Origin of the sequence: Jeotgalibacillus proteolyticus, assembly GCF_002926065.1 — a bacterium.
Classification (GTDB): Bacteria; Bacillota; Bacilli; order Bacillales; family Jeotgalibacillaceae; genus Jeotgalibacillus; species Jeotgalibacillus proteolyticus.
This window is the reverse complement of the sequence record NZ_PREZ01000002.1, coordinates 183,200-197,032: the sequence shown is the minus strand read 5'-3', so window position 1 is coordinate 197,032 and position 13,833 is coordinate 183,200. Positions and strand designations below refer to the sequence as shown.

The 13,833-nt window shown below is 44.3% G+C and carries 11 protein-coding genes; all 11 read left to right on the top strand.

The annotated features are described in order from the left end of the window. The 11 genes from yqiS (at position 1) to C4B60_RS04590 (ending at position 13,821) form a co-directional block, all read left to right on the top strand. Positions 1–906, top strand: coding sequence for a phosphate butyryltransferase (gene yqiS, locus C4B60_RS04640; protein WP_280632254.1), 906 nt, complete (start codon positions 1–3; stop codon positions 904–906). A gap of 29 nt (positions 907–935) precedes the next feature. After that, complete coding sequence (gene bcd / locus C4B60_RS04635) at positions 936–2,030, top strand: branched-chain amino acid dehydrogenase (protein ID WP_104056847.1); 1,095 nt, start codon at positions 936–938, stop codon at positions 2,028–2,030. A gap of 66 nt (positions 2,031–2,096) precedes the next feature. Further along, complete coding sequence (gene buk, locus C4B60_RS04630) at positions 2,097–3,200, top strand: butyrate kinase (protein ID WP_104056846.1); 1,104 nt, start codon at positions 2,097–2,099, stop codon at positions 3,198–3,200. A gap of 15 nt (positions 3,201–3,215) precedes the next feature. Continuing rightward, entirely contained in the window at positions 3,216–4,640 is a 1,425-nt protein-coding gene (gene lpdA / locus C4B60_RS04625) for a dihydrolipoyl dehydrogenase (RefSeq protein ID WP_104056845.1), read from the top strand. A 28-nt stretch (positions 4,641–4,668) separates the two neighbouring features. Further along, the gene (locus tag C4B60_RS04620; RefSeq protein WP_104056844.1) at positions 4,669–5,667 is read left to right on the top strand and encodes a thiamine pyrophosphate-dependent dehydrogenase E1 component subunit alpha; all 999 of its coding nucleotides are present in this window, start codon (positions 4,669–4,671) and stop codon (positions 5,665–5,667) included. A 14-nt stretch (positions 5,668–5,681) separates the two neighbouring features. Beyond that, the gene (locus tag C4B60_RS04615) at positions 5,682–6,665 is read left to right on the top strand and encodes an alpha-ketoacid dehydrogenase subunit beta (protein ID WP_104056843.1); all 984 of its coding nucleotides are present in this window, start codon (positions 5,682–5,684) and stop codon (positions 6,663–6,665) included. 19 nt (positions 6,666–6,684) lie between these two features. Further along, the gene (locus C4B60_RS04610) at positions 6,685–8,001 is read left to right on the top strand and encodes a dihydrolipoamide acetyltransferase family protein (RefSeq protein WP_104056842.1); all 1,317 of its coding nucleotides are present in this window, start codon (positions 6,685–6,687) and stop codon (positions 7,999–8,001) included. A 257-nt stretch (positions 8,002–8,258) separates the two neighbouring features. Further along, on the top strand, positions 8,259–10,019 hold the full coding sequence (locus tag C4B60_RS04605; protein WP_209020059.1) for a methylmalonyl-CoA mutase family protein: 1,761 nt from the start codon (positions 8,259–8,261) through the stop codon (positions 10,017–10,019). Beyond that, positions 10,016–12,172: a methylmalonyl-CoA mutase gene (gene scpA, locus C4B60_RS04600; protein ID WP_104056840.1), complete on the top strand. Its 2,157-nt coding sequence runs from the start codon at positions 10,016–10,018 to the stop codon at positions 12,170–12,172. Before C4B60_RS04605 ends, scpA begins: the two co-directional genes overlap by 4 nt. Continuing rightward, the gene (gene meaB, locus C4B60_RS04595) at positions 12,165–13,190 is read left to right on the top strand and encodes a methylmalonyl Co-A mutase-associated GTPase MeaB (RefSeq protein ID WP_245153871.1); all 1,026 of its coding nucleotides are present in this window, start codon (positions 12,165–12,167) and stop codon (positions 13,188–13,190) included. Before scpA ends, meaB begins: the two co-directional genes overlap by 8 nt. A gap of 193 nt (positions 13,191–13,383) precedes the next feature. Further along, positions 13,384–13,821, top strand: coding sequence for a BrxA/BrxB family bacilliredoxin (locus C4B60_RS04590; RefSeq protein ID WP_104056838.1), 438 nt, complete (start codon positions 13,384–13,386; stop codon positions 13,819–13,821). Positions 13,822–13,833: the final 12 nt, after the last annotated feature.

The window sequence follows — 13,833 nt, the reverse complement described above, 5'->3', positions numbered from 1 at the left end:
GTGGTTGCATTTAAAGACATTTTAAAACAGGCAGCTTCTATGCAGGAGGCTGCGGTCGCTGTTGTATGTGCAGAGGACCGGGAAGTGCTGAGGGCGGTAGAAATGGCGTGTGAAAGTGAACTGGCAAATTTTATTTTAATCGGTGACGAAAAGAAAATAAATGATCTGATCGCCGCTCATTATCCCTCTCTTCCTGAAACAGGCAGGGTAGTAACCCGTCAGGCAGAAAATTCTCACGATGCAGCTCGAAAAGGCGTGCAGGCGGTTTCAGGCGGTGAAGCGTCAGTGCTGATGAAGGGTCATATTGATACTGCCTCCTTATTAAAGGCTGTTTTAAATAAAGAGGCAGGATTGCGTACAGGAAGCGTGCTTTCACACGTAGCCCTTTTTGAAGTTCCGGCAATTGAGCGAAGTATCATCGTGACAGATGCTGCCATGAATGTGTCTCCTGACCTGCAGCAGAAGGTTCAGATTCTAAAAAACGCAGTGACTGTAGCTCATAGGATCGGTCTGGACAATCCGAAAGTAGCCCCTCTGGCTGCAGTTGAAGTGATAAATCCTGCTATGCAGTCGACCCTGGATGCAGCTGCTTTAACCTCTATGAACAATAGAGGCCAGATTCAGGGATGTAAAGTGGACGGACCCCTTGCGCTCGATAATGCCGTTTCAATGGATGCAGCTGCTCACAAGAAGGTTGGAGGAGAGGTAGCGGGACAAGCTGACATTTTACTTGTTCCTTCTATTGAAGCAGGCAATATTTTATATAAATCTTTAATGTACTTTGGAAACAGTCAGGTTGGCGCAGTTATTGCAGGAGCAAAAGCCCCGATCGTACTCACTTCCCGTGCTGACTCAGCCCTGAGCAAGCTGAATTCACTTGCACTCGCAATTTGCTCAACCAATTAAAAACTAGGATCCTTTGGGAGGAAAAGAAAATGGAATTATTCACTTATATGGAAAAATATGATTATGAGCAGCTGGTTTTCTGTCAGGATAAAACATCAGGATTAAAAGCCATTATTGCCATACATGATACAACGCTTGGACCAGCTTTAGGCGGAACAAGAATGTGGACATATGAAAATGAAGAGGCTGCGATTGAAGACGCTCTTCGCCTTGCAAAAGGAATGACCTACAAAAATGCTGCAGCCGGCTTAAACCTTGGCGGCGGGAAAACAGTTATTATTGGTGATCCGTTAAAGGATAAAAATGAAGAAATGTTCCGCGCGTTTGGCCGTTATATCCAGGGGCTTGCAGGACGATATATTACAGCGGAGGATGTTGGGACTACTGTGATGGATATGGATTTAATCCATGAAGAAACCGACTATGTAACAGGAATCTCACCTGCATTCGGCTCTTCAGGAAACCCTTCTCCTGTTACAGCATACGGTGTTTATCGCGGAATTAAAGCGGCAGCTATGGAAGCGTACGGTGACGATTCACTCGAAGGCAAGACAATTGCTGTTCAGGGGGTAGGAAATGTTGCGTTTACTTTATGCCGTCATCTTCATGAAGAAGGTGCAAAGCTGATTGTAACCGATATTAATAAAGCTGCGGTTCAGCGTGCAGTTGATGAGTTTGGTGCAATTGCCGTAGAGCCGAATGATATTTATGGAGTAGAGTGCGATATTTTTACACCATGCGCACTCGGAGCAGTAATCAATGATGTGACATTGGAAGTATTAAAAGCAAAGGTCGTTGCAGGAGCTGCAAACAACCAATTAAAAGAAACAAGACATGGGGATATTCTTCATGAACGCGGGATTGTTTATGCGCCGGATTATGTAATTAATGCAGGCGGTGTAATTAATGTAGCGGATGAGCTCTACGGATATAACCGGGAGCGGGCAATGAAAAACGTGGAGAAAATTTATGATAATGTAGCAAGGGTATTTGAGATCGCTAAGCGTGATAAAGTGCCAAGCTATGTCGCAGCTGACCGAATGGCAGAAGAACGGATTGAACGAATGGCAAAATCCAGAAGCCAGTTTCTTCAGCAGGGACATCATATTTTAAGCCGCAGATAAGAAGAACAGTTTAAGGCTTATGCGCGAATGACCAGCGCATAAGTCTGTACTATTGGAGGGAATATCGTGCAGGAAACACAATACCGTATTTTAGCCATAAACCCTGGCTCTACGTCTACAAAAATAGGGGTATTTGATGGAGACACCGCGCTGCTGGAAAAAACAATTCGCCATGAAACCGCTCAAATTGAAGGCTTCTCAACTATTATTGCTCAATACGAATTCAGAAAAAAAACAATCCTTGAAGCACTTGATGAAGAAGGGATTAATATTGCAAAACTAAATGCTGTATGTGGAAGAGGCGGGCTCCTTCGTCCAATTGAAGGAGGCACTTACGAGGTAAATGATGAAATGCTGCGGGATTTACGCAAAGGTTACTCCGGTCAGCATGCATCAAACCTGGGTGGAATTATTGCCTATGAAATTGCATCAGGACTGAATATACCTTCTTACATCGTTGATCCGGTTGTTGTAGATGAGCTTGATGATATTGCAAGAATCTCAGGCTTTTCCCTAATTGAGCGAAAAAGTATATTTCATGCATTAAACCAAAAAGCGGTGGCACGTCGTGTAGCAAAAGAGCTTGGCAGGAAATATGAAAAATGTACATTTCTTGTGACACATATGGGTGGCGGGATTACTGTTGGCGTTCATAAAGATGGACGGGTAATTGAAGTAAATAACGGACTGCACGGGGATGGACCATTCAGCCCTGAAAGAGCTGGTACAGTTCCGGCAGGAGATTTAGTGGAGCTGTGCTTTTCAGGGGATTACTACAGAGAAGAAATTATGAAGAAACTTGTTGGCCAGGGAGGCCTGGTCGGATATCTAGGGACAAATGATGCAATCCAGGTGGAAAAAATGATTGCAAGGGGTAATGAGGAAGCAAAAAAAGTCTACAGTGCGATGGCTTATCAGGTAGCGAAAGAAATAGGAGCCGCAAGTGCCGTTGTCTCAGGTAAAGTGGATGCCATAATTTTAACCGGTGGACTCGCTTACGGAAAAGAGTTCGTAGAATCCATCAGTGAAAGAATTGACTGGATTGCAGATGTTATTGTCAAGCCTGGCGAAAATGAATTGCAGGCGCTGGCTGAAGGTGCTCTAAGAGTTTTAAGAGAAGAAGAAGCAGCAAAAATCTATCCGAATATCAGACAGAAAGTACGTTACTAATCAGGAGGTTCAAGCATGGCTACAGAATATGATCTGGTGATTTTAGGCGGAGGAACGGGCGGATACGTTGCTGCCATTCGGGCGGCACAGCTCGGTTTAAGCACAGCTGTTGTTGAAAAAGGAAAAATCGGAGGTACATGTCTACACAGAGGGTGCATCCCGAGTAAAGCGTTACTGAGAAGTGCTGAGGTTTACTCAATGGCAAAGCATGCAGAGAAGTTTGGTGTAATTGCAAAAGACGTTACCCTTGATTTCTCGAAGGTTCAGGAACGCAAGCAGTCAATCGTGGATCAACTGCATAAAGGCGTACAACATTTAATGAAGCAGGGGAAAATAGATGTTTATGATGGCTTCGGACGTATTTTGGGACCTTCTATCTTCTCGCCTATGCCTGGAACCATATCAGTTGAAATGACTGATGGTACTGATAATGAAATGCTGATTCCAAAAAATGTGATTGTAGCAACAGGGTCCCGCCCCCGTTCATTGCCGGGTCTTGAAATTGATGGAGAAAGAATCCTTAGTTCAGATGAAGCGTTAGAGCTTGAGAGTCTGCCGAAATCTGTAATAATTGTTGGCGGCGGAGTTATTGGCATTGAATGGGCTACCATGATGATAGACTTTGGTGTCGAGGTTACAGTAGTTGAATATGCAGATCGAATTATTCCTACTGAAGATGAGGATATTTCAAGAGAAATGCAAAAGCTTCTTAAGAAAAAAGGAATTAACATTATAACAGGAGCTAAAGTAAACGCAGAAAGTGCTGTAATTAGCGACAGTGATGTTTCAATTCAGGCTGAGGTTAAAGGTTCAACTGAAACCTTTAGCGCCGAAAAAATACTCGTTTCAGTAGGACGCCAGGCTAATGTTGAAGGCATCGGGATTGAAAATACCGACATTCAGATTGAAAAAGGCTTTATCCAGATTAACGATAAATTCCAAACTAAAGAGTCCCATATTTATGCTATTGGTGATGTAATTGGCGGTCTTCAGCTTGCGCATGTGGCGTCACATGAAGGCATTCATGCAGTTGAACATATGGCAAATCTTGAGGTTGAGCCGATTAACTATGACTTTGTATCAAAGTGTATCTATTCAAGCCCTGAGGCAGCAAGCGTAGGCTTAACTGAACAGGAAGCAAAAAATCAAGGGTACGATTTGAAAATAGGGAAATTCCCATTTAAAGCAATTGGGAAAGCACTTGTTTACGGAGAATCAGACGGATTTGTAAAAATAATCGCCGATAAAAAATCAAATGATATCCTCGGGGTTCATATGATCGGTCCTCATGTAACGGACATGATTTCTGAAGCAGGACTTGCACGCGTGCTCGATGCAACACCATGGGAAGTCGGTCAAACCATCCACCCGCATCCATCGCTGAGTGAAGCAATCGGGGAGGCAGCACTTGCAGTTGATGGAAAGGCCATTCACTCTTAATTTTAATTGATAAAAGGAGGTACTTCAGATGAGTAAGAATCGACATGAAGAGCTTGGACTAACAAACGACCAAGTGCTAAAGATTTACGAAACGATGCTGATGGCTAGAAGAATTGACGAGCGTATGTGGCTATTAAACCGCTCAGGGAAAATTCCTTTTGTTATCTCTTGCCAGGGGCAGGAAGCAGCTCAGGTTGGGGCGGCTTTTGCACTGGATATTGAAAAGGATTTTGCTCTTCCATATTACAGAGATATGGGAGTTGTGCTGCATTTTGGCATGACAGCTAAAGAACTGATGCTATCTGGCTTTGCAAAAGCGGAGGATCCAAATTCGGGCGGACGGCAAATGCCTGGTCATTTTGGACAGAAGAAAAACCGGATTGTAACGGGTTCATCGCCGGTAACAACGCAGGTTCCGCATGCTGTCGGCCTTGCGCTTGCCGGGAAAATGGAAAAGAAAGATCTTGTGACATTTGTTACCTTTGGCGAAGGCTCTTCAAATCAGGGAGATTTCCATGAGGGGGCAAACTTTGCTGGAGTACATAAATTGCCGGTCATTTTTATGTGTGAGAATAATAAATACGCGATTTCTGTTCCGATCGAAAAGCAATTAGCGTGCGAAAATGTATCCGATCGTGCTATAGGCTATGGAATGCCTGGTGTAACAGTAGACGGCAATGATCCTCTTGAAGTATACAAGGTAGTAAAAGAAGCGGCTGACCGCGCACGACGCGGGGAAGGACCAACGCTTGTTGAAACAGTTTCCTACCGGTTAACTGCTCACTCTTCAGATGATGATGACCGCGCTTACCGTTCGCCTGATGAAGTCGCTAAAGCAAAAACGCTCGATCCAATCATTACGTTTGGAGCTTACCTGAAGGAAACGAATGTGATGGATGATGAGCTTGAAAAAGAAATCAACAGCCGCATTATGAAGGAAGTAAATGAAGCGACAGAATATGCTGAGAAAGCTCCTTATGCAGAGCCTCAGTCAGCCTTAAAATATGTGTACGAAGAAGAACTTTAAGGAGGGAAAAATCCATGCCAGTAATGTCTTATATAGATGCTGTAACACTAGCAATGAAGGAAGAAATGGAGCGCGATGAGCGCGTGTTTGTTCTTGGAGAAGATGTCGGGAAAAAAGGCGGCGTGTTCAAAGCAACAAACGGGCTTTATGACCAGTTTGGAGAAGAGCGCGTTATCGACACACCTCTTGCTGAATCTGCAATCGCCGGTGTAGGGATTGGCGCAGCAATGTACGGAATGCGTCCTATTGCCGAAATGCAGTTTGCCGACTTTATCATGCCGGCTATTAACCAGATCATTTCAGAAGCGGCAAAGATCCGTTACCGCTCAAATAATGATTGGAGCTGTCCGATGGTCATTCGTGCTCCTTATGGTGGAGGTGTTCACGGGGCGCTTTATCACTCCCAGTCAGTCGAAGCAATATTTGCTAACCAGCCTGGATTAAAAATTGTCATGCCTTCAACTCCACACGATGTAAAAGGGCTGTTAAAGGCTGCAATCCGCGATAACGATCCTGTTTTATTCTTCGAGCACAAACGTGCTTACCGCCTTATAAAAGGGGAAGTGCCGGATGAGGATTATACAATTGAAATTGGCAAAGCAGATGTAAAGCGCGAAGGTGAAGATATCACTGTCATTACGTACGGCTTATGTGTGCATTTTGCTCTTCAGGCAGCAGAGCGTTTGGCTCAGGATGGCTATAGCGCACATATTCTTGATCTGCGTACTGTCTATCCTCTCGATAAAGAAGCGATCATTGAAGCAGCTTCAAAAACAGGCAAGGTGCTTTTGCTCACAGAGGATACAAAAGAAGGAAGCATTATGAGCGAGGTAGCAGCGATTATTGCAGAAAACTGCTTATTTGATCTTGATGCCCCGATCATGCGTGTTGCAGGACCGGACGTACCGGCGATGCCTTATGCACCAACAATGGAAAAATATTTTATGGTTAATCCGGATAAAGTCGAAAAAGCCATGAAAGAGCTGGCTGAATACTAATTTTAGGGAGGGCAAACCATTGGCTATTGAAAAAATGACAATGCCTCAGCTTGGAGAATCCGTTACTGAAGGAACCATTGAAAAGTGGCTGGTTTCACCTGGTGATCAAGTAAATAAATATGATCCGATCGCTGAGGTTAATACGGATAAGGTAAATGCTGAAGTTCCTTCTTCATTTACGGGAATCATGAAAGAGCTTATTGCGCAGGAAGGCGATACACTTGAAGTCGGAGAAGTAATCTGTACGATTGAAATCGAAGGCGGAGAGAGTGAAGAGAAACCTGCAGCGGAAAAAGAGGACAAGCCTAAAGCTTCTAAAGCTGAACAAGCTGCACCACCTGCGCCTAAGCCTAAACAGGGAGATGCAAAGGAGAGTGCTGCAAAAGGCCGTTATTCACCAGCAGTTTTACGTCTTTCACAGGAACATGATATCGACCTTTCACTCGTAACAGGCACAGGAAAAGAAGGACGTATTACGCGTAAGGATTTGCAGAAGCTTATTGACAGCGGGGAGATTCCACAAGCAGGCGATACGCCGGCAAGTGAAGCTTCAGCTGACCATGGTACACAGCAGGAAGCGAAAGCTCCACTAAAAGCACCAGCTTCTTCTGCACAATCAGTTTCATCTGCTCCCGGGGATATCGAAATTCCGGTTACCGGCGTGAGAAAAGCCATTGCTGCCAATATGCTCAAGAGCAAGCATGAAGCTCCTCATGCATGGACCATGATGGAAGTGGATGTAACCGGCTTGGTTGCTTACCGCGACTCCCTAAAAGCTGATTTCAAACAAAAAGAAGGGTTCAATCTGACGTACTTTGCTTTCTTTGTAAAAGCGATTGCCCAGGCGCTGAAAGAATTCCCTCAAATGAACAGCATGTGGGCAGGTGATAAGATTATTCAAAAGAAAGATATTAATATCTCCATCGCTGTGGCCACAGAAGATGCTTTATTTGTGCCTGTCATCAAGCATGCGGATGAGAAAACCATTAAAGGCATCGGCCGTGAAATTAATGAGCTCGCACAAAAAGTACGTACCGGCAAATTAAAATCTGAGGATATGCAAGGCGGTACGTTTACGGTAAACAATACTGGTTCATTTGGCTCTGTACAGTCAATGGGAATCATTAATCACCCGCAAGCAGCCATCTTACAGGTGGAATCAATCGTAAAACGCCCGGTAGTCATGGACCACGGAATGATCGGAGTACGCGATATGGTAAACCTATGCCTATCCCTCGACCACCGCGTACTCGACGGCCTAATCTGCGGACGCTTCCTGCAGCGCGTGAAAGAAATACTCGAAAACATAACAAAAGAAAATACATCTGTATACTAAAAGCGGAAGCAGGCGTTTAGGGGCGAAAAGCATAAGGCAGCCCGCACAGATAGGCGCTTTTTGCCTATTGGGCGGGATGACTTATGACTCGAGCCCCTGCCTGTTGTAGCAAATATGACCAAAACCGGGAATCTCAAAAGATTCGCGGTTTTTATTTGTCCTGTAAGACTTTCATCTAATGAAGCTTTATACTAGAATAAAAACAAAGAGTTGAAAACGATTACATAAAGGGGGGGAAGCTGCTTAGCAGCAATATGATGAAAGAAGATGTGAAAAACAGCTTTGAAGACTATACATTTGAACAGTGGCAGCAGCTCTTAGAGTCGTCACTAAAAGGAAAAACGCTTGAAGATTTACATACAAAAACCTATGAAGGAATCACGCTACAGCCTCTTTACACAGTGCGGCCCGAAGGTGATGATCTGCATCCCTCCCGCTGGTGGGCTGAAAATAATGACTGGCTGATTTCCCAGCAGGTAAAAGCGGCTTCAATTGATGAAGCAATTCAGCAGGTCAAAGAAGAACTGAAAAAAGGAACTGAAGTTATATCTATAAAGAAGTGCGGGGAAAAAAACTGGTCTCAGGAGCAGATCAACGCTCTGCTTTCCTTACAAGAAAAGCCGCATTTGTTTTTTCACAGCAAACAAACAGTCGAGAGCTTCCTTCCCTTTTTAACCGCGCTCCGGAACGAAACCGTTATTGAAGGAATTTTTGGCTACGACCTGCTTTCTGATCACGCTGCCAGCGGAGAGGCAATTTCTAAGGAGACAAAAGAACGGTGGGTTTTAACCGTTACTGAGCTCTCCCACTGTCAGCCTTCTTTAAAAAGTCTTGTTATCTCTACCATTCCTTATCATAATGCAGGGGCCAATGCGATACAGGAGCTCTCAGCAGCATTAGCCCAAGCTTCCTGGATTATTAACCATTTTGCCCAGGAAGGCTGGAAAGTGGAAGACATAGTAGAAAAAATGCATATTCAATTTCCTGCAGGGGGAAATTTCTTTCTTGAAGTAGCAAAATTAAGGGCGTTTAGAGCTTTATGGAGTCATTTTATATCCTGTTACAATGTAGGGGATTTGCCGGTCTCATTAGGCAGTGAAAGCTCAGCCTTTACAAAAACCGTTCAGGATGCCCATGTAAATATTTTGCGGTCTGGAAACGAGGCTTTTGCTGCAGCCTTGGGAGGCGTAAACTATTTACACGTAGAACCGTTTGACTCCCCATTAGGAGCTCCTTCTGCTTTAGGGTCTAGAATTGCCCGTAATATTCAACTCATATTGAAAGAAGAAACTTTTTTAAAAGGAATAGCCGACCCTGGTGGAGGATCCTACTATATTGAGACGATTTCAAAACAGCTTGCAGAAGAGTCCTGGAGCTCCTTTTTAGCAATAGAAGAAAAAGGAGGTATTGAAGAAGTCCTTGCTACGGGAATTCTTCAAGAACAAATCCAACAGGTCTGGGAGCAGCGAGTTAAGGACAGCGCTGTGCGAAAGGTGACCATTGTAGGAACCAACCGTTATGCTTCAGCTCAAAAAAATATCATGCCCGATCGATCAAAGCTTCAAAACAAACCTGAGAATAACAAGCGTTTAACAGCTCACTCAACCGGAGAGCAGTGGGAAGCGATCGTATCTGTGCTTCAGCATGAAGGAGAGCTGGAAAGCCTGCCTCCAGTGGAAATTGTTGCTCTTGGTCAGCTGAAAGACTATAAACCTAGAGTTGATTTTATCGTAGGTATTTTAAATACCGCCGGGTTAAAATCATCAGTCCTGAGTCAGGCTGGAGATTCTCCTGTACAGATTATTTGTGGAACAAATGAAGCTTACAGTCAATATGCGGGTGACTTGGTTTTAAAGAAAAAGCCTTATCAATCCATTTATATTGCAGGCAAAGTAGAGGATTCATTAGCGGAAGAGTGGAGGAGCACAGGCTTAACAGATACTTTATTCGAAGGAAAAGACATGATTGAATTTCTTACTTCAATAATAAGGCAGCTTAAAGAGGTGAAGTCACAATGAAGCCGTTATTTCATAAGTATCCATTCAACTGGAAAACATTGAAGCAGGTACGTACGCCTGCCGGGAATCCAGCCCAAACAAATGAAGAGATCCCTGTTAAAGCATATTATTCAAAAAAAGATATTGCATCGTTAAAGCATGTAAACGATTTGCCAGGGCTTCCCCCGTTTACACGTGGGCCATATCCGAGTATGTATGTGAACCGTCCATGGACAGTAAGGCAATATGCGGGCTTTTCAACCGCTGAAGAAAGCAATGCCTTTTACCGAAGGAATCTGGAAATGGGGCAAAAGGGTTTGTCTGTTGCCTTTGATCTCGCAACGCACAGGGGCTATGATTCAGATCACCCGCGCGTAACCGGAGATGTTGGAAAAGCAGGTGTTGCAATTGATTCAGTAGAAGATATGAAAATTTTATTCGACGGGATCCCGCTTGATCAAATGTCTGTTTCCATGACGATGAATGGAGCTGTCCTGCCGATTATGGCCTTTTACATTATCGCCGCAGAAGAGCAGGGTGTGCCCCCTGAAAAGCTTTCAGGAACCATTCAAAATGATATTTTAAAAGAATATATGGTAAGAAACACATATATCTATCCGCCGGAAGTATCAATGAAGATTATTGCAGATATCTTCTCCTACACCGCTTCTAAAATGCCAAAATTTAATTCAATCAGTATTTCCGGCTATCATATGCAGGAGGCGGGAGCACCTGCAGACCTCGAGCTTGCCTACACACTTGCAGACGGGTTGGAATATATTCGCACCGGTCTTACAGCCGGGATTAATATTGATCAATTTGCGCCGCGCCTGTCATTCTTTTGGGGAATTGGCATGAACTATTTTATGGAGGTTGCAAAAATGCGTGCGGCACGACGTATGTGGGCGGTTTTACTGAAGGATTTTAACCCCCAAAACCCAAAATCTCTTGCGCTGAGAACCCATTCTCAAACCTCGGGCTGGTCTTTGACGGAGCAGGATCCCTATAACAATGTAATGCGCACACTAATTGAAGCGCATGCTGCCGCCATGGGACATACACAATCGCTTCATACTAACGCCCTTGACGAGGCTATTGCGCTGCCTACCGACTTCTCTGCCCGAATCGCAAGGAATACCCAGCTGTTCCTGCAGGAAGAAGCCGGTGTTACATCTGTTATTGACCCGTGGGGAGGGTCTTACTATGTAGAAGCATTAACAGGTGAGCTCATGACGAAAGCGTGGAAGCATATCGAAGAAATCGAGTCTCTTGGAGGGATGACCAAGGCTATTGAGACAGGATTCCCTAAAATGAAAATTGAAGAAGCAGCAGCAAAACGCCAGGCCAAAATTGATTCAGGATCTGAGGTTATTATAGGTGTTAACAAGTTTCGTCTAGAGCAGGAGGAATCGATTGATATCCTGTCCATTGATAACGAAACAGTATTAAAAAACCAGATTAAACGAATTAAAAAGGTAAGGGAGGAGCGGGACGAATCCCTTGTAACTGAAAAACTGGATGCACTGACACAAGGGGTGCAAGCAGGGGATGGCAATCTGCTCGAGCTAGCGGTTAATGCAGCAAGAGTGCGGGCGACAATAGGAGAAATTTCTGATGCGATCGAAAAGGTTCACGGCCGTCATCGCGCTGTTATAAGGTCCATCAGTGGTGTTTACAGTCAGTCTTTTGCGCAAAGTGAGGAAATCGACCGCGTAAAAGAATTGACTGGAGAATTTCTTGAAGCAGAGGGAAGACGCCCGAGAATTCTCATTGCCAAAATGGGCCAGGACGGGCATGATCGCGGTGCAAAGGTCATTGCAACTGCTTTTGCCGATTTAGGCTTTGATGTAGATATCGGTCCTTTATTTCAAACTCCTGAAGAAACCGCAACCCAGGCGGTCGAAAATGATGTTCATGTAATCGGGGTAAGCTCCCTTGCTGCCGGTCATAAAACGCTTCTGCCCGCATTAATTAAAGAACTGAAAAAATGGGGAAGAGACGATATTGTAGTCGTGATCGGGGGAGTGATTCCTGCACAGGACTATCCGTTCCTTCTCGAAAATGGGGCTACGGCGATTTTTGGACCTGGTACAGTGATTCCGGTTGCTGCAGAGAAAGTGATTGAAGAGATTTACCGGCGCTTAGGCTATGAGGAAGTGGAGCAAAATGTCTGAATCCAACCAAAATGGCCAACGTGGAAAACGGGTATTTAAAAAGAAACAGCAGGAAGAGCTTTCTATAGAGGCGCTTGTGTCGTCTTTAAGAGAAGGCAACAGAAAAGCTCTTGCCCAATCCATTACGCTTGTTGAAAGCAAAGCACATCATCATCGACAAAAAGCACAGGAACTCGTACAGGGCATTCTTCCCTACACAGGAAGCAGCATAAGAATTGGAATTACAGGAGTGCCCGGAGCAGGAAAAAGCACCTGGATCGAAGCGTTCGGTAAACTACTGATTAAACAGCAGATGAAAATCGCTGTTTTAGCGATTGACCCGAGCTCATCACTCTCAGGGGGCAGTATCCTTGGTGATAAAACGAGAATGGAGCAGCTTTCCCATCACCCGGATGTCTTTGTCAGGCCTTCACCTGCTGCCGGGACGCTCGGCGGCGTTCATCGAATGACCAGAGAAACGATATTACTTTGTGAAGCGGCTGGCTATGATGTGATAATAGTAGAAACCGTAGGAGTCGGACAAAGCGAAGGCATGGTTAGGGGAATGGTCGACTTCTTTTTACTTCTAGCTTTAACCGGAGGTGGAGACGATCTTCAAGGCATGAAAAGGGGCATCCTTGAGCTTGTAGATGCGATTGTTATTAATAAGGCAGACGGTGATAACAGGGACAAAGCTCTTACTGCGAGAGGGGATTATCGCGGGCTTTTACATTATTTAAAGCCTGCCACTCCGGGATGGAACCCTTCTGCTTATGCTGCTTCAGCCTTTACCGGAGAAGGAATTGAAGAAGTTTGGAATGTTATTAATCGTTTTGTAAAAGAAACAAAGGAAAGCGGTGCTTTTGAAAACAGGCGGTCATCCCAGGCGCTGGACTGGATGGAGCAAATGATTATGGATCGATTATATGAAGAATTTATACAAAAAGAAGGAAGAAAAGATCAGCTGGCTATATTAAAAGAAGAAGTGCTTAGGGGTAAACTATTGCCGACAGAAGCGGCGGCTAAATTGTTTTCATAAAAAAAGGGGATGGCTTCCGTTAGGAAACCATCCAATCATCTAGGGAGTTTTGGGGTTAAAGCTAGATTCTTTATTATTCTACCCATTTAATCAAGAGCTAAACCATTGTTTTTAAAAAAGTTTCAATTAGTTGATTCACCAGCTGATATCTACTATTATAAAAGCAGATAACCATCTAAAGGAGAGACGGCTAATGAGTATGGATTTTAATATTTTTATGAACGATGTTGTACGTCAAGCGCGTGAAGAGATTGAAGCAGCAGGCTACGAGCAGCTGAAAACGCCGGAAGAAGTAGAGGCTGCGATTGAAGCAAAAGGAACAACACTTGTGATGGTTAATTCTGTTTGCGGCTGTGCCGGAGGAATTGCCCGTCCTGCAGCAGCACACTCCATTCATTACGATAAAAGACCTGACCGTCTTGTAACTGTATTTGCCGGACAGGATAAAGAAGCAACAGCTAAAGCACGAAGCTATTTCGAAGGTTATCCACCTTCGTCGCCTTCATTCGCGCTTTTAAAAGATGGAAAAATCCTATCCATGGTGGAACGTCATGAAATTGAAGGACATGATCCAATGTCTGTCATTACTAATTTGCAGGGACTATTTGAAGTTCACTGTGAAGAGGTTTAAGCTGATCAAAAA